The following is a 15,793-nucleotide window of genomic DNA, read 5'->3' as shown; positions in this document are numbered from 1 at the left end:
CACTATATAGAAATTCACCAACCGCAAAACAAGGAGAACATCCAATGGCTATTCTTTACACCGCACACGGACATGCCACCGGCGGCCGCTCCGGTCATGGCGCCTCCGACAATGGCGTCCTCGATGTCACGCTCACCACCCCGAAGGAACTCGGCGGCGACGGCGCAACCGGCACCAATCCCGAGCAGCTCTTTGCTGTCGGCTATTCAGCCTGCTTCCTCGGCGCGTTGAAGGCTGTTGCCGGCAAGGAAAAGGTGAAGATCCCGGAAAACGCCAAGGTCCACGCCGAAGTCGGTATCGGCCCGCGCGAAGACGGCACTGGCTTCGGCATCGAAGTGAAGCTTTCGGTCGAGATCCCCGGCATGGAGCGCGAACTGGCCGAGAAGCTGGTTGCGGCCGCCCACATCGTCTGCCCCTACAGCCACGCCATGCGCACCTCGACCGAAGTTCCGGTCTCGGTCATCTGATCGGTCTCAATTGAGATATCCACCGCCCGAAGGCCGGCCTCGTGCCGGCCTTTTTCATGTCCGCGTCGCATGCTCTTGAGCCGCGTCCATTGTCCGGGCCGGGCGCCGTCACTGCGCCGGTGCCAATCGCAACCGCCAGTCCAGCGGAAAGCGCAATAAGCGCGGAGGGGAACCCTTTGCCCTTGTTCCCGGTTCGACCTCGATACCCACAATCGAGGACGAAACCATGCAAACCACCACAGCCAATGCAATCTATGAGGATCATCGCCTGTCGCCGGATCTTCCGGTCAACGAGGTGACCCGTCACGAGATCCGCCGCAGCTACCCGGCATCCGCCTTCCGCGGGCCGCTGTTCGAGGGCCGCGACCGTGTGGCGCTCGCCATGGCGACAGTCATGTTGATCGGTCCGCTGGTCGCCCTGCCGCTTGGCCTCGGCTGAGGCAGCCGTCAGGCATTGACCTCCAGCAGTCCGCGGCGAAGGATCGCGGGGTCGGCCTGCATGCCGGCCTCGATCTCGCCATGCAGATCGGTCCAGATCGGCACAGCGCTGGACAGCGTACGCGCACCTTCCTCCGTCAGCCGCAGCCGCTTGCCGCGCTTGTCCTTCGGATCCGGCTCGATCGATACCCAACCGCGCGCCGAAAGCGGCTTCAGCGCGGCCGTCAGCGTGGTGCGATCCATGGCCAGAAGTCTGGCAACAGGTCCCATGGGTGGGGGCTCCGGGCGGTTCAGCGCCATCATCAGGGAAAATTGCTGGTTGGTCAGTCCGACCGGCTTCAGCGCCAGATCGAAGCGACGAGCGAGCGCGCGCGCCGCGCGCTGGGCATGCAGGCAAAGGCAGGTATCTTTGACGTGGATGGTCGTGGCGTAAGGAATCAGGGGCATGTTTGACATGGACTAAATATGTTGATATCAACCTAATTGTCAAGAGGAGGATCTGGAAAATGGAATATTCGGTTGTTTCGCGGGAAGAATGGTTGGAGGCCCGCAAAACCTTGCTTCAGCAGGAAAAGGAACTGACCCGTCAGCGCGACCGGGTGAATGCCGCGCGCCTCGCCTTGCCCTGGATGCGCATGGAGAAGGATTACCGCTTCCACTCGCCATCGGGCGAAAAGACGCTTGCCGACCTGTTCGATGGTCGCAGCCAGCTGATGATCAACCATTTCATGTTTCATCCGGATTGGGAGGCCGGCTGCGAGGGCTGCTCCTTCTTCGCCGATCATATCGACGGCATGTTGCCGCATCTCAACAATCACGACGTGACCCTCGTCACCGTCTCCCGCGCGCCGCTCCAAAAGATCGAGGCCTATAAGCGCCGCATGAGCTGGCGCTTCCCCTGGGTCTCGTCAGCAGGCAGCGATTTCAACTACGACTTCCACGTCTCCTTCACCAAGGAGGAACTCGCTTCCGGCTCGGTGAACTACAATTTCCGCGAAACCCCGAGCGACCGGGCCTTCGACGAACTGCCGGGCTTGTCCGCCTTCTATCGCAACGACAAGGGCGAGATCTTCCATACCTATTCGCAATATGCCCGGGGCGGGGAGGAGGCTCTCGGCACCCTGATGATCCTCGACCACGCGCCGCTCGGCCGCAACGAGACGGGCACGCTGAGTTTCGTCAAGCGCAAGGACGAGTATGTCGCGAAGCCGGCTGAAAAGGCCGGTTGCTGCCACTGAGGAGGGTATCATGGAGTTTGCCAAGCCCAGCGAACATCACCGTGTCCTCGACCGGCTGGTCGGCGACTGGCTCTTCCTGACCTCGACCGGGATGGAAGGCTACGACCCCGACGATCCCGAGAAACGCTGGACCGAAAAGATCCGCTCCATCGGCGGCCTCTGGGTGGTCGCGGAAGGTGAGGGCGGTATGGGTACGAAAGGCGGCCGTGCTACCATGATCATGACCCTCGGTTACGATCCGCGCGAGGGACATTATGTCGGCAGCTGGATCGGGTCGATGATGGACAAGTTCTGGGTCTACAAGGGCTGGCTGGAAGATGACGGCCAGACACTTGTGCTCGAGGCCGAGGGGCCGAGCATGCAGGACCCCGAACGGACCGAGACCTATCGCGATGTCATCCACTTCGTCGATGATGACACCAGAACCTTCTCGGGCAGCGTTCGCCAACCCGACGGCAGCTTTCACACCTTCATGACCAGCGAAGCAAAACGCATCGGCTGATCGCCGACAGATTGAGAGAGGGACTGCGCATGCATGGCACATTCATCTGGCACGAGCTGATGACCCCCGATCCGGCCGCGGCCAAGGCCTTTTATGGCCCGCTGCTCGGCTGGGAGCCGACCGATATGGGGATGGAGGGCTTTGCCTACACCACCTTCGCCGTACCCGGTTTCCCTTGCGGCGTGGCCGGAATGATGGCATTGACCGAGGACATGAAAGGGCAGGGCATACCACCCAACTGGACCGGCTATATCGCCGTCGACGATGTCGACAAGACGGCCGCCGAATACGAGTCGAACGGCGGCGCGATCCACCGCCCGCCGGAGGATATCCCCGGAATTGGCCGTTTCGCCGTCGTCGCCGATCCGCAAGGCGCCGTCGTCTGCCTCATGACGCCGAAGATGCCGGATGGTGAAACCGGCAGCTGGCCGACCCCCGGCAGCACCGGCACGGTCGGCTGGAACGAGCTTATGGCCGGTGATTGGGAAAAGGTCTGGGACTTCTACGCCGCCCGATTCGGTTGGGAAAAGGACATGGCAGTCGATATGGGAGATTTGGGGACGTACCAGACCTTCAAGCTCGGCGATCGCGGCATCGGCGGCATGATGAACAAGACGCCTGAGATGCCAATGCCCTATTGGGGCTTCTTTTTCATCGTCCCGGCCATCGATTCGGCGATCGACAGTATGAAGTCTCTCGGCGGGCAGTTGATGTTCGGCCCCCATGAGGTCCCCGGTGGCGCCTGGATCGCAGCCTGCCAGGACCCGCAAGGCGCCTATTTCAATCTGACGGCGGCGAAGAAATGACATGAAAGAAGCCGGGGCAGCATCCGCAGCCCCGGCTTCCTGGAATTTCTGACTTGGTGGTCGTTTGCGCTCGGCTCAGCCGCGCTTCACGGCCTTTTTCACGGCACGCTTCTTCGGTGCAGGGGCCTGCTCGGCTTCGAGCGCTTCCCGTTGCATGCGCAGCGCCTTCAGCGTTTCCGTCTTGCGTTCGCGCGCGGTCGCTTCCTGAGCGATCAGCGAACGGGCGACGCTGTCGGTCGTGGCGGCCTTGTCCTGCGGGGAAACCTTTTCGGGCTTGAAGAAGGTCTCTTTGGTGGCGGTCATGTCCGGATCCTTCCTGCAGCCTGGCTGCCTGTCTCGGCATGTCTGATCCCTGCCCGCGTCGCAAACTGTGTTGCGCCTTCGTGGCGGGGAGGGCGGGTCCGCGCGCCCGAGGGCGCACGGATCATAGCGTCATTAGCGCGTACGCACTGCCTTCTTCGGAGCCGGCAGAAGGCCTTCGCGCTGCATCTTCTTGCGCGCGAGCTTGCGCTGGCGACGAATGGCTTCCGCCTTTTCGCGCACGCGCTTCTCCGACGGCTTTTCAAAGGCGCTGCGGGCCTTCATCTCGCGGAAGAGACCTTCGCGCTGCATCTTCTTCTTCAGCACGCGGAGTGCTTGGTCGACATTGTTGTCACGAACGAGAACTTGCACGGTCGTTTCCTTTCCGGGCGTTGATGCCCGCTTGTTTTCGAGTTTCAAAGGAGGGGATACGACAGGCTAACGCGCCATGCCCCGGCGAAGATCCCGACAAAATCGGGCAAAGATGTGGATCGCGGCTGATGGCTTCGATCACAGGATAAACAAAAAAGGCCGGGCGGAACCCGACCTTCCCTCGCCACTCAGCCCCCTCTGCCGGTAAATCCGTTATCAGCGGGGGCGAGCGACAAATTATTAAGCGGCGCGCAGGTTGTCGGCCGAGCTCTTGCCCGAACGCTTGTCCTGAACGATGTCGTAGCCGATCTTCTGGCCTTCGACGAGGTCGCGCATGCCGGCGCGCTGAACTGCAGAGATGTGGACGAACACGTCGGCAGAGCCTTCATCCGGCTGGATGAAGCCAAAACCCTTGGTGCTGTTGAACCACTTTACGGTACCTGTGTTCATAACGATTTCCTTTCAATCGTTGGGCTTGCCGCCGAGACATTCGACGGCTGGTATATCGACGTTGAAGGAAATCTGGCGTGCGCTAAAAGCGCGTAGACAAAGTCGCTCGCAATCTTCGATGCCGGCAATATAGGGAAAGGATGGCGTCGATACAAGCAAAAACCGGAAAACCGCTGTTTCAAGGCTGTTCACGAAGCGAAAGGCGCGCGGGAAGCGGCGGAAAACATTGCAGAAAGCGGCTTTTGCACCGCGGCGAAAAAGTGATGTGGCAAGCCGTGGAATACGCTCCTTCAATATTTCTTCATCATATCGTGAAGGATCGATATTTTTTTCAACGCTGTAGGCCGTTTCACGCAAAAACAGTACGACTTTCTTGACCTCTGCTTGCTACGACAACGCGCCACCTGCGGCTTGAAAAAGCCACCATCTGGCACGTCTCATCCCTCATCAACGGACCCTCCGATGAACAAGTTTCTCGCCGCAACCGCAATCCTCCTGATCACCGCGTCCACCGCACTTGCAGGCAGTTTTACCTTCCCCTCCGACGAGCCGGCCGCAACCGTGGAAATCCCCGATGATTGGCAGCCGACCGAGACCGATTACGGCGTCGAGGCGAACTCTCCTGACGCCGGCACCTATATCTCCTTCGACATTGCAGGCGCCGAAGACATGGACCAGGTCATGACCGACGTTTTCGGCTTCCTGGAAGAAAACGGTGTCGTGCCCGATCCGGCGTCTCAGAAAGAATCAAAGGACCAGCTGAACGGCATGCCGTTCGAGACCATCGACTGGAAGGGGACGGACAAGGACGGTCCCGTCTCCATCGGCGTGGGCATCATTGGCCTTTCTGACGAAAAGATCGCCATCGTCACCTACTGGGCATCCACGGAAACCGAAGCCCAGAACATGCCCGAAGTCGGAAAGATCCTCGCAACACTGAAGCCGGCCGGCTGATGAGCGCCGCTCGTCCCTGACCAGAAGACCAGCGTCCCGGTTCACAAGTGTTCCGGGACGCCATGCACAATGGCCGGCGAAATGCCGCAGCCGGACAAGCGACAGTGTTCCATGGCGACAAGGCCTCCATGATCTGATAGGAGAGGCCACCCGTTCCAGGAGTGACGGGCGATCTCTAAGTCACGAAAGCCAGCCGACCATGACCATTGCTGCGGGCCTCTCCTTCGGATGCCCCGTGTCGCGCGCCCCGATATCGGGCGTCATTAGCCTCTCTGCCGCCTTCCCCGATCAAACCAACCTTTCGGAGGCCGGCCTGTGAGCGCTGCATTCGATTACCGCGACGATCAAATCGTCGAAGACGAGACCCCTGACGCCAAGGCCTGGCTGAAAATCGTCAATACCTATCGCAAACCGGACCTGACGCGCTCGAGCTTCGAGCTCGGCGTCACGCTCGTGCCCTTCGTCCTGCTCTGGCTCGGTGCCTGGGCAAGCTTCGAATACGCCTTCTGGCCGGGCCTCGTGCTCGTCGTGCCGGCGGCAGCCTTCCTGCTGCGCCTCTTCATCATCCAGCATGACTGCGGCCACGGCGCCTTCTTCGCCCGTCGCTCGATCGACGACTGGACCGGTCGCCTGCTCGGCGTCCTGACCTTCACGCCCTACGACTACTGGCGCCGGGCCCATGCCGAACACCATGCGACCGCCGGCAATCTCGAGGAACGTGGCGTCGGTGACATCACCACGCTGACCGTTGCCGAATACAAGGCCCTGTCCCCGATGGGCCGCCTCGGCTATCGCCTCTATCGCAATCCGGTCGTGCTCTTCGGCATCGGCCCGATCTGGGTCTTCCTCTTGAAGCAGCGTCTGCCCTTCGGCATGATGAAGGACGGCGCTTTGCCCTGGGTCTCCACCATGGCAACGAATGCCGGCATGGTCATCATGGCGGCGCTGATGATCTGGCTTGCCGGCCTCGATGCTTTCCTCATCGTGCATCTGCCGATCGTGCTGCTCGCCGGCGCTCTCGGCATCTGGCTCTTCTACGTCCAGCACCAGTTCGAAGACACCCATTGGTCCAACCCTCCGGAGTGGCAGTTCCAGCACGCCGCTCTCCACGGCGCCTCGCACTACGATCTGCCCTGGGGCCTGCGCTGGCTGACCGGCCATATCGGCGTGCACCATGTGCATCACCTGTCGAGCAAGATCCCCTTCTACCGTCTGCCGGAAGTCCTGCGCGACCACCCTGAACTGAAGACCATCAGCCGCATCACGCTGAGGGAAAGCTTCGCCTGCGTGAAACTCGTCCTCTGGGACGAAGCCCGCGGACGCCTTGTGTCGTTCCGGGAAGCACGCCGTATGGCGGTTGCCTGAGTCCACGACACGACTACCGGTTTTTCGCAAAGTCTTTACGCCCGTCGCTCCAGAAGCGGCGGGCGTTTCATTTGCAGTAGTGCTGGCACGTCTCTAACCGCCCTGGCCGGAGGTGTCCCACCCCGCCACCCACAACTTCCGCAGCCGGTCCCCCTCGCGGCGGAAATGTGCGCCTGTCACCCGGCAGTCTCGCATCCGGTCAACCCGGAAATTACGGATGCCCTCGCGCAGCTCGCACCAGGCGACAACGACTTCCGATTCCGCGTAATGGATGACGGCGATCGGCCGGATCCGCCGCGTCGTCGCCTGCTGCTGCTCGTTGACATAGTCGATGTCCAGCGTCTCCTCGTCGCGGATCGCCCTGCGGATCATCGCAAAGTCGATGGCCTCGGGCGCTTCTGCCACCCGTCCCCAGGCATAAAGCGTGCGCGAGATGATCGCCTCGCGCAGCGGGTCTGGAAGGGCAGCCGCAATCTTGTCCAGCACCCGGGCAGATGCCTCCCGCAGCTCCCTGTCCGCCGTGCGTTTGGTCAGCGCCATGCCAAGCACAATCGCTTCCGTCTCCTCCGGCGTGAACATCAGGGGCGGCAGGTGAAAGCCGGGCCTCAGGATATAGCCAATCCCGCGCTCGCCCTCGATCGGCACGCGCATGGCCTGGAGGGCGGCGATATCGCGATAGATCGACCGCTGCGTCACCTCCAGCTTTTCCGCGATCTGCTGGGCGGTTATCGGGTGGGCAGCAAGCCGCAAAATCTGGATGATCTCGAACAGCCGGGACGCCTTGCGCATGGGTCAGACCTCATCTCAACTGACACACCTCTGTCAGTAGCCCTTGTCTAAAGCATCTCCAAAGCATTGAAAACAGGTCATTCCCCGCGCATGGCCTGCCCATTTAAGGAGATCCTACTGACATGACCTATGCCGAAAACCTCTGGCTCTTCTCCGCCCTGCTGGCGGGCATCATCATCGTGCCCGGCATGGACATGATCTTCGTCATCGCCAATGGCCTGACCGGCGGCCGCCGCGCAGGCATGGCCGCCACATCCGGCATCATGCTCGGCGGCGTCTTCCACACGCTTTTCGGCACTGTCGCCGTGACAGTCCTCTCGACGCTGGTCCCGCAGCTTGCCGGCCCCATGCTGGTGATCGGTTCGGCCTACATGATCTGGATCGGCTATACGCTGGCCAGAAGCGCCATCGTCATCGACGGCATTGAAGCCTCAAACCTGCACCGGACGGCCCGCATCTTCGGCCAGGGACTGATCACCTGCCTGCTCAACCCAAAGGCCTGGCTCTTCATCCTCGCCGTCTATCCGCAATTCATGCGCCCCGAATACGGCCCCTTCTGGCGTCAGGCGCTCGTCATGGGCGCGCTCACCCTCATGCTGCAGGGGCTGGTCTATGGCGGGCTTGCTTTCGCTGCGGCCAAGGGGCGGGATGCGCTGGTCTCGAAGCCTGAAGTCACCATCTGGATCGGCCGCGCCGCCGGCTGGCTGCTGGTTGCCGTGGCGGCGCTGATGCTGGTGGAAGGGTGGAGGAGTTGGTGAGCAACCGGGCAGGCGGAGCGGGGCAGGGGTCTTAAAGCCCCACCGCCTTTCGCAGTGCCTCGTTCATCCGTGATTGCCAGCCGTCACCGCTCGCCTTGAAGCGATCGATCACTTCCTGGTCGAGCCGCAGGCTGATCGCCTTCTTCGGGTTCTCCGCCTTCGGTCGCCCGGCGAGCTTGCGGTCGATTGCCTCCGCGAGATCCGGAAACACCTCGCGGAAGGGGCGGAACTCCTTCAATTCCTCTTCCGTCATTTCCGGGTTGTCGGGATCAGACGCAATCATCGCCTGAATATCGGCCTCTTCCGCGTCCGTAAGCGGGCGGGCCGATGAGAATTTGTCCTTCATGCCTCGCTCCTTTCCCTGCGGCTAGCCGGACGCTTGGAGATGATCGAAATCGCTTTTCGTCCCATCGGAAGGAAGACCTCGGCGACGATCAGTCGTCCTTTGAGTTCTCCAATCGCAATCGCCCGATCGCTTTTGGCGGGCCGGATCGCAGCGTTGAGGAAAAACGACAGATCGAGCTCGGCAAAGTCGAGGCTGTGCTTCGCCAGATTCCGCTGCCGCTTCGGTTCATCCCAGACAATCACCATAGTTTATGTATATACGGAAATTCCGCAAGCCGGCATCCTGCGATTTGAGGGCTTTTCGCTCACCCCCGCTGTGGCAACAGGATCACCGCTGCGCCGACAAGGCAGATCGCGGCACCCGTCAGGTCGAAGCGATCCGGCCGCTGCCCCTCGATCAGCCAGAGCCAGCAAAGCGACGCGGCGATATAGACCCCGCCATAGGCGGCATAGGCGCGGCCCGCTGCCTCGGAGGGGACCAGTGTCAACAGCCACGCGAACAGCGCAAGCGACAGAAGGCCGGGCACGAGCCAGAGCGGCGAGCGGTCGAGTTTCAGCCAGGCCCAGAAGGCAAAACATCCGGCGATTTCGGCAAGGGCAGCCAGCGGATAGATCAGCAAGGTCATGGGCGCCATCCTGCCATCTCATCGGCGAGGGCGGAAGGGCATAATGGCATGAGGTCAGAGGCTCAGGCGGATCGGCCCTGCAGGTTGAGCACATGACAGACGCGCGGCAGAAGCTCCGCTTCCTTCGGGAAGCAGACGAAGAAGCCCTGCACGCTGTCGAAGCCGAGCTGCACGGCGATTTCCATCTGGTCTTCGTTCTCGACACCGGCTGCCGTGACGATCATGCCGAGATCGTGGCCGAGCGCGATGACATGGCGCACGATCGCCTTGTCGACGGCATTGGTGAGCGCGCTGCGCATCAGCGAATGGTCGATCTTCAAGCGCCGGAAGCTGTGGTTGCGGAGCGCCGTAAGCCCTGCATGGGTCGCGCCGAAATTGTCCATGGCCAGCGAAAAGCCGCAGTAATGCAAGGCTTCGAGCGCCAGGCTGACCGGCTTTGCCAGCGGGCCATAGAAAGCCGGCTCTGCAACCTCGATCTCCAGCATATCGGGTGTCAGGCCAAAACCCTGCACCATATCGGTCAACCGCAGGGCAAAATCGCCGGAACACAGATCGAAGGCCGTGGCATTGACACTGATCCGCCCCATGTCGTGGCCCTCGGCCCGCCAACGCGCCGCCTGGCGCAGTGTCGTCGACAGCACGAAATCGCGGATCGACAGCGACATCATGGGATCGCGAAAGACGGCGCGGAAGTCCTGCGCGGCCGCCAGTCGACCCGGCGCGATGCGCCAGCGCAGCAGTGTTTCCACACTGTCCACTTCCCGGTTGTCGACGGAATAGATGGGTTGGTAGGTGAGCTCAAAGCGTCCGCGTTCCAGCGCGCGCTTTGCATTGTTGACCAGAACGACGTGATCCAGACTGCTGTCCAAGCTCGACCCCATGAATTCCCGGAGACAGGTCCGCGAATTGTATCAGTGATGAGTATATATCAGGTATGGTTGCACGGAAGTGAACAAAAACCCGCCGATAACGGCGAGCTTTCGTCACTCAGTTCTTGTGGCGCGCGAGAAAAACGCGAGCCTTCACCGGCGAAGACTGCCGAGGATACCGCGAACCAAGGCACGGCCAACCGAGGTCGCAACGGAGCGTGCCGCACTTTTCATGGCGGCCTCGATCACCGTTTCGCGCTGATAGCCGCCGGAGCGTTTCGTCGTTGTCGTCTTGCGGCTGTTCTGCGTCTCCTCGGGCTCGTCGCCGAAGCCGGGCAGGGTCCAGCGACCGGCAGCGCTGTCACCGCTGTCACCGCTTTCCGCCTTCTCCTCCGCCGCGCGCCGCGCTGCCTCGGCGTCTGCGGCCTTCTTCGCCCGGGCGGTGAGGATCTCGTAAGCCGATTCCGAATCGAGATCGATGTCGTATTGCCCGGCGACCGGCGACAGGTTCATCACCTTCTGCCGCGTGGCGTCGTCAATCGGTCCCACCTTGCCCGAGGGCGGGCGGATCAGCGTCCGCTCGACCATGGAAGGAATGCCCTTGGCTTCGAGCGTCGACACCAGCGCCTCGCCGATGCCGAGCTGGGTGATGGTATCCGCACAGTCGAAAGCGGGGTTGGGCCGGAAAGTGTCGGCCGCTGTCTTCACCGCCTTCTGCTCCCGCGGCGTATAGGCGCGAAGCGCGTGCTGCACCCGGTTGCCGAGCTGGGCGAGCACGGTTTCCGGCACATCGAGTGGGTTCTGCGTGACGAAATAGACGCCGACGCCCTTGGAACGGATCAGCCGCACCACCTGCTCGACCCGCTCGATCAAGACCTTCGGCGCGTCGTTGAAGAGAAGATGCGCCTCGTCGAAGAAGAACACGAGCTTCGGCTTGTCGAGATCGCCCACCTCAGGCAGTTCCTCGAACAGCTCAGAGAGCAGCCAGAGCAGGAAGGTCGCGTAAAGACGCGGGTTCATCATCAGCTTGTCGGCGGCCAGAATCGAAATCGCCCCGCGCCCGTCATGGGTGGTGCGCATGATGTCGGTCACCTTGAGCGCCGGCTCGCCGAAGAAATTCTCCGCGCCCTGCTGCTCGAGGATCAACAATCCCCGTTGAAGTGTCGCGATCGAAGCCTTGGAGATGAGACCGAACTGGCTCGAAAGTTCGGACGTGTGTTCGGCCATGTAATTGAGCAGCGCCTGCAGATCCTTGAGATCCATCAGCGGCAGCCCACCCTCATCGGCAATCTTGAAGGCGATGTTGAGCGCGCCTTCCTGTGCCTCCGAAGCGTTCATCAGGCGCGAGAGCAACAACGGTCCCATCTCGGCGACGGTGGTGCGCACCCGATGGCCCTTCTCGCCATAGAGATCCCAGAAGATGACGGGGAATTCGGCGGGTGCGTAATCGGTGAAGCCGATCTGTGTCGCACGTTGCGTGATCCAGTCCTTCGGCTCGCCCATGGCGGCAACGCCGGAAAGGTCGCCCTTGATATCGGAGGCAAAGACGGGAACGCCGGCCTCGGAAAAGCTCTCGGCCAGCACCTGTAGCGTCACCGTCTTGCCGGTGCCGGTTGCGCCGGTGACGATGCCGTGGCGGTTGCCGTATTTCAGCGCCATGTATTCAGCCTTGTTCAGGCTGTCGTCCGGGTTGCGGCTGGTGCCGAGATAGAGCGAGCCTTCTTGCAGCATGCGGACGTTTCTCCCATCGTCATCAGGACTTCAGCTTGCTCTTATAGGAGGAGTGTGGAACATCGACAACGGTCGGATGTCTCACATTGGTACGGTCCTTGGCGTCAAGGCGGTCTCGGGTGCTCTGCCGGGTCCGTCCTGTCCCCGGCAATTTTTGTCACCCCAGGGCTGGACCGCTTGAGTTCACCGTGAACATCCATTACGTTGACGTTAACGTCAAAATCGCCTCAGGAGGACTTCGAGAATGAGCGAAATCGTCACCCGCATCGCCGACAGTGTCGGCATTTCCCCGGAAAAGGCTGAAACAGCCCTTGGCATGATGCTCGGCTTCCTGCAGCGCGAAGCAGCCGACGGCCCGGTCGCCCGCATGATCGAAGCCATCCCCGGTGCCGCCGAACTGGTCGCCAAGCACAATGGCGAAGGCTCTGGCGGCGGCGGCCTGCTCGGCGGCCTGATGAGCGCCATCGGCGGCGGCGGCATCATGGGCCTCGGCCAGCAGCTGATGTCGCAAGGCCTCGGCATGGGCGAAATCTCGACGCTCGCCAAGGAAACCATGGCGGTTGCCCGCGAATATGCCGGCGCGGATGTTGTCGACGAGGTCGTGGCCTCGGTTCCGGGTCTCAGCCAGTTCGTCTGAGACGAGCAGCAGGGTTTGAAATGACAAAGCCGCCGGGGCAACCTGGCGGCTTTTTTCGTGTTTGTGGCCGCTCGTCGCCGCGGCGTAGCGGCGCTGGCGGCTCCTCCTCTCCCCTCGGGGAGAGGAGGCCGAGCGCAGCGGAGGCCGGGTGAGGGGGGAGCCACACGTGACGTGTCATCCTGCGGTTGCGGGCGGTCAAACGCGCAGCTAGTCTCGCGATTACCTTGAAACCCTGGGGCGACCATGCTGATCCGAACCTATGCCGACATCGAGAAGCTAGAAGGTGAGGAAGCGCTCAGCGAAGCCGAGAGAACGCTGGTTGAAAACTGCAAGATCGGAGAAGTCACTGTACTCGGCGATGGCAGCCTGCCGGACGGGCCGAGCACCGTTCGCACCATCCGCGCTGGTTTGTTGCGATATCTGATCTTGGGCGGGTGCATCAGATGTCGGTTGCATGAACAAGGCGTTGTGCTGGTAGGCGCTTGGATCAAGGACAAAGTAGACTTGGAATTCGCGCAAGCGAACGCGGTAACCTTGATGAGATGTGGCTTTGAGGAAGCCGTCGCAGCACATCAGACCAGCTTTCAAATTCTGGTGCTGAAAGGTAGCCGATTGCCCGATCTTCGTGCTGGGGGAGCAACAATCAAGGGCAATGTGTCTCTTGAAGGGTTGAAATGCCAAGACGGGGTTTTGCTGTCAGGTGCAGAGATCGGGGGGCACCTCTTATGCAATGGAGCAAATCTAAACGGCGGCGAGGGCAAGGCCCTGAATGCTCAAGGCGCCACAATTAAAGGTGGCGTCTTCCTTCGGGGGCTGAAATGCCACGGTGAGGTCTCGTTCCACGGCGCTAAGATCGATGGTGAACTTGATTGTCAGAGTGCAGAACTAACCGGGCGGAAGGGCATGGCTCTGAATGCCCAGGATGCTGCTATCAATCAGAGCGTGTTTCTGGATGGACTAAAGGGCTATGGTGAGCTTTGCCTCTCCGGCGCAAAGATAGGCGGCCAACTTTCATGTGATTGTGCGGAACTGACGGGAGTAAATGGCAGAGCGCTGAATTCTCTGGGTGCCACAATCAGCGGTGGCGTCGTCCTTGGTTGGTTGATTAGTCATGGTGAAGTCTCGTTCGCCAGTTCCGAAATCGGCGGGCAGTTTTCATGCCAAGGTGCTGAACTGAACGGACAGACGGGCAAGGCCCTGAACGGCCAAGGCATGATAGTCAGGGATGGCTTCTTCTGGCGGCAGGTCAAATCCGTAACCGGAAGCATCGATCTCAACGGAGCACATCTTGGCGATCTAGTGGACGACCAGCAGAGCTGGGACCTTGTCTGTGACCTAAACCTCGTCAGCATGACATACGAGAGCCTTATCGGTACTTCCGATCTTTCCTTCCGAAAAGCATGGCTTCTCAAAGGTGCGGGGTCGAACGGACAATTCCACCCCCAACCCTACCAGCAACTCGCCAAGTTCTACCGCGAAACCGGCCACCGCTACGAGGCCCGCGAAATCCTCGTCGCCAAAGAGATCGAACAGCGAAAGGCGACACGCAAGGCCATTCGAGAAGGTAAGGCTCGCACAGAAAGCTGGTTTATCCCTGATGTCTTGGTCTCTTTGAATTTCCTCTGGGACCGGATTACGCGCTACATCGCCGGCTACGGTTACAAACCCTGGCTCAGCCTTGGCTGGCTCGCAGGCATGATAGGCATCATCTGGATTGCCGCCTTCCTCACCTGGAACGCCGGCGATTTCGCGCCCAACTCCGCCGTCGTCCTCACATCCCCAGACTGGAAGGCCATCGCCGACGGCCCCTCTGAAAACCCTGCCGCCGATTGGACCGACGCCGTTGCCCCCGGCAAGGACTACGAAACCTTCTATTCTTTCGCCTATGCTCTCGATGTCGTCGTGCCCGTGCTCGACCTCGGTCAGACCGATGCCTGGGCACCATCCCCGGCGCGTGGCGAGTGGGGCTACTGGATGTTCTACCTCCAGAAGATGTTCATCGTCGCAGGCTGGGTCGTCACCGCCATCGCCGCCGCCGCCATCTCCGGCATGATCCGCCGCGACGACTAATCGCCTCACATCCCCTCATGCGGCGTGGCGATTGCCACCCGCGATGGTGCCACCTGGAAATCCCGGGGCAGCATGCGGTGATGCGCCATCACCATCTGGCAGGCGCTGCGGGCGTCTTGGCGCAGGTCGTGATGGATGACGAAGGTCAGGCGGCCCTCCGCCAACAGCGCCCTGTTATCGGCGTCGAGGTCATGGGCGGCGATGACGTCGATCCGGCGCCGCTCCTCGGCAAAGGCGCGCAGGATCGCCCGGTTGCCGCCGCCGATCGAATAGACGGCGCGGATCTCGGGATCCGCGACAAGCGCCGCCTTCACCAGCCTTTCCGTCGTGCGGTCGACGCCGAACCCCTCTGATATCGTCACGATGCCAAGATGCGGCGCGTCCTTTTTGAGCGCATCGCGAAAGCCGCGCTGGCGCTCTTCCTCACCGGAAAAACGGGCGCTCGACAGTGTGACAAGCACCTTGCCCGCAGCCGCCCCTGCCATGCGGGCAAGCAGATAAGCGGCCGTCGCCCCCGCCACCCGATTGTCCATGCCGACATAACCCTGCCGCACAGTGGCGGGCAGGTCGGTCACCAGCGTCACCACAGGAATGCCGCTCGCCATCAGCTCGGCCGCCATCTCCGCGATCGCCGGCGTCGAGGGCACCTTGACGACGACGCCATGGCTGCCGCGCCGGCGGATGCGCTTGAGGATGGCGAGAAGATCGCGCTCCTCCATGGTCTCGGCCACGTGAAAGCGCGCCGACAGCGAAGCCGGCCGCATGCCCGGCAGCTCGGCATCGAAGGCCGCCCGCACGGCGTTCGAAAATCGCTGCGGCGTTTCCATCACCACGTCGATGACCAGGCGCCGCCCGCCGATGCGTGCCTCGGCATATTGCCGCTCCAGTTCCGCGATCGCCGCCTCGATGCGAAGCCCCGTCGCCTTCGCCACATGCCCGCGTCCGTGCAGGGCTCGATCGACGGTGGCAAGACTGAGGCCCGATTGCAGGGCAATGTCCTTGAGCGGAAAGGGCGGGCGCATGGGGTCGGCCTTGAGGTGTTTTTGAGGTGTTTTGCCGCTCATCTCTCACTCGTT

Annotated in this window: 22 protein-coding genes; 10 read left to right on the top strand and 12 right to left on the bottom strand. The window is 61.6% G+C overall.

Annotated features, from left to right (window positions below):
* Positions 1-44: 44 nt before the first annotated feature.
* A complete protein-coding gene (locus IP85_RS18450; protein ID WP_054151131.1) occupies positions 45-467 on the top strand; it encodes an organic hydroperoxide resistance protein in 423 nt (140 codons plus the stop codon).
* A gap of 226 nt (positions 468-693) precedes the next feature.
* Positions 694-906 (top strand): hypothetical protein, encoded by a 213-nt coding sequence (locus IP85_RS18445; RefSeq protein ID WP_054151130.1) that lies wholly within the window; start codon positions 694-696, stop codon positions 904-906.
* An 8-nt stretch (positions 907-914) separates the two neighbouring features.
* On the opposite strand, the gene IP85_RS18440 is transcribed toward IP85_RS18445, so the two are convergent.
* Positions 915-1,361 (bottom strand): MarR family transcriptional regulator, encoded by a 447-nt coding sequence (locus IP85_RS18440; RefSeq protein ID WP_054151129.1) that lies wholly within the window; start codon positions 1,359-1,361, stop codon positions 915-917.
* Positions 1,362-1,411: 50 nt separating this feature from the next.
* Here IP85_RS18440 and IP85_RS18435 point away from each other — a divergent pair, with 50 nt between their 5' ends.
* The 3 genes from IP85_RS18435 to IP85_RS18425 are packed head-to-tail and all read left to right on the top strand — an operon-like array spanning position 1,412 to position 3,451.
* On the top strand, positions 1,412-2,143 hold the full coding sequence (locus tag IP85_RS18435) for a thioredoxin family protein (RefSeq protein WP_054151128.1): 732 nt from the start codon (positions 1,412-1,414) through the stop codon (positions 2,141-2,143).
* A 10-nt stretch (positions 2,144-2,153) separates the two neighbouring features.
* Positions 2,154-2,645, top strand: a complete 492-nt coding sequence (locus IP85_RS18430; RefSeq protein WP_054151127.1) for a DUF1579 domain-containing protein — start codon at positions 2,154-2,156, stop codon at positions 2,643-2,645.
* Positions 2,646-2,674: 29 nt separating this feature from the next.
* The gene (locus tag IP85_RS18425) at positions 2,675-3,451 is read left to right on the top strand and encodes a VOC family protein (RefSeq protein WP_054151126.1); all 777 of its coding nucleotides are present in this window, start codon (positions 2,675-2,677) and stop codon (positions 3,449-3,451) included.
* Between the two features lie 75 nt (positions 3,452-3,526).
* Here IP85_RS18425 and IP85_RS18420 read toward each other — a convergent pair whose 3' ends face one another.
* The 4 genes from IP85_RS18420 to IP85_RS18405 all read right to left on the bottom strand — a co-directional run bounded on the left by IP85_RS18420 (position 3,527) and on the right by IP85_RS18405 (position 4,930).
* The gene (locus IP85_RS18420; RefSeq protein WP_006727163.1) at positions 3,527-3,754 is read right to left on the bottom strand and encodes a hypothetical protein; all 228 of its coding nucleotides are present in this window, start codon (positions 3,752-3,754) and stop codon (positions 3,527-3,529) included.
* Between the two features lie 132 nt (positions 3,755-3,886).
* Complete coding sequence (rpsU, locus tag IP85_RS18415) at positions 3,887-4,123, bottom strand: 30S ribosomal protein S21 (RefSeq protein WP_054151125.1); 237 nt, start codon at positions 4,121-4,123, stop codon at positions 3,887-3,889.
* A gap of 240 nt (positions 4,124-4,363) precedes the next feature.
* Positions 4,364-4,573, bottom strand: a complete 210-nt coding sequence (locus IP85_RS18410; protein ID WP_006727165.1) for a cold-shock protein — start codon at positions 4,571-4,573, stop codon at positions 4,364-4,366.
* Between the two features lie 12 nt (positions 4,574-4,585).
* Entirely contained in the window at positions 4,586-4,930 is a 345-nt protein-coding gene (locus IP85_RS18405) for a hypothetical protein (protein ID WP_069041869.1), read from the bottom strand.
* Positions 4,931-5,035: 105 nt separating this feature from the next.
* On the opposite strand from IP85_RS18405, the gene IP85_RS18400 reads away from it, so the two are divergent.
* A complete protein-coding gene (locus IP85_RS18400; protein WP_054151123.1) occupies positions 5,036-5,527 on the top strand; it encodes a hypothetical protein in 492 nt (163 codons plus the stop codon).
* A 315-nt stretch (positions 5,528-5,842) separates the two neighbouring features.
* A complete protein-coding gene (locus IP85_RS18395; protein ID WP_054151122.1) occupies positions 5,843-6,892 on the top strand; it encodes a fatty acid desaturase in 1,050 nt (349 codons plus the stop codon).
* A gap of 93 nt (positions 6,893-6,985) precedes the next feature.
* On the opposite strand, the gene IP85_RS18390 is transcribed toward IP85_RS18395, so the two are convergent.
* The gene (locus IP85_RS18390; RefSeq protein ID WP_054151121.1) at positions 6,986-7,681 is read right to left on the bottom strand and encodes a YafY family protein; all 696 of its coding nucleotides are present in this window, start codon (positions 7,679-7,681) and stop codon (positions 6,986-6,988) included.
* Positions 7,682-7,803: 122 nt separating this feature from the next.
* On the opposite strand from IP85_RS18390, the gene IP85_RS18385 reads away from it, so the two are divergent.
* Complete coding sequence (locus tag IP85_RS18385) at positions 7,804-8,439, top strand: LysE family translocator (RefSeq protein ID WP_054151120.1); 636 nt, start codon at positions 7,804-7,806, stop codon at positions 8,437-8,439.
* A gap of 31 nt (positions 8,440-8,470) precedes the next feature.
* Here the strand turns inward: IP85_RS18385 and IP85_RS18380 are convergent, their stop codons facing one another.
* From IP85_RS18380 to IP85_RS18360, 5 genes are all read right to left on the bottom strand, one after another.
* The gene (locus IP85_RS18380; protein WP_054151119.1) at positions 8,471-8,785 is read right to left on the bottom strand and encodes a BrnA antitoxin family protein; all 315 of its coding nucleotides are present in this window, start codon (positions 8,783-8,785) and stop codon (positions 8,471-8,473) included.
* Complete coding sequence (locus tag IP85_RS18375; RefSeq protein WP_054151118.1) at positions 8,782-9,030, bottom strand: BrnT family toxin; 249 nt, start codon at positions 9,028-9,030, stop codon at positions 8,782-8,784. The genes IP85_RS18380 and IP85_RS18375 overlap by 4 nt, the downstream gene beginning before the upstream one ends.
* Before the next feature lie 59 nt (positions 9,031-9,089).
* Positions 9,090-9,410 carry a YnfA family protein gene (locus IP85_RS18370; protein ID WP_054151170.1) on the bottom strand — a complete coding sequence of 107 codons (321 nt, stop codon included), beginning with the start codon at positions 9,408-9,410 and terminating at the stop codon, positions 9,090-9,092.
* A gap of 62 nt (positions 9,411-9,472) precedes the next feature.
* A complete protein-coding gene (locus tag IP85_RS18365; protein ID WP_236759329.1) occupies positions 9,473-10,279 on the bottom strand; it encodes an EAL domain-containing protein in 807 nt (268 codons plus the stop codon).
* Between the two features lie 153 nt (positions 10,280-10,432).
* Complete coding sequence (locus IP85_RS18360) at positions 10,433-12,010, bottom strand: helicase HerA-like C-terminal domain-containing protein (RefSeq protein ID WP_054151116.1); 1,578 nt, start codon at positions 12,008-12,010, stop codon at positions 10,433-10,435.
* Positions 12,011-12,254: 244 nt separating this feature from the next.
* Here IP85_RS18360 and IP85_RS18355 point away from each other — a divergent pair, with 244 nt between their 5' ends.
* Together IP85_RS18355 and IP85_RS18350 are read left to right on the top strand one after the other, a co-directional pair.
* Positions 12,255-12,647, top strand: coding sequence for a DUF937 domain-containing protein (locus tag IP85_RS18355; protein ID WP_054151115.1), 393 nt, complete (start codon positions 12,255-12,257; stop codon positions 12,645-12,647).
* Between the two features lie 243 nt (positions 12,648-12,890).
* Complete coding sequence (locus IP85_RS18350; protein WP_054151114.1) at positions 12,891-14,717, top strand: hypothetical protein; 1,827 nt, start codon at positions 12,891-12,893, stop codon at positions 14,715-14,717.
* Positions 14,718-14,722: 5 nt separating this feature from the next.
* On the opposite strand, the gene IP85_RS18345 is transcribed toward IP85_RS18350, so the two are convergent.
* Positions 14,723-15,781 (bottom strand): LacI family DNA-binding transcriptional regulator, encoded by a 1,059-nt coding sequence (locus tag IP85_RS18345; protein ID WP_156322975.1) that lies wholly within the window; start codon positions 15,779-15,781, stop codon positions 14,723-14,725.
* Positions 15,782-15,793 lie beyond the last annotated feature (12 nt).

This window comes from Rhizobium sp. AAP116, assembly GCF_001295785.1.
GTDB lineage: Bacteria > Pseudomonadota > Alphaproteobacteria > Rhizobiales > Rhizobiaceae > Allorhizobium.
Note: the sequence above shows the minus strand (reverse complement) of the source record. Positions and strands in the feature narration are given on the sequence as shown.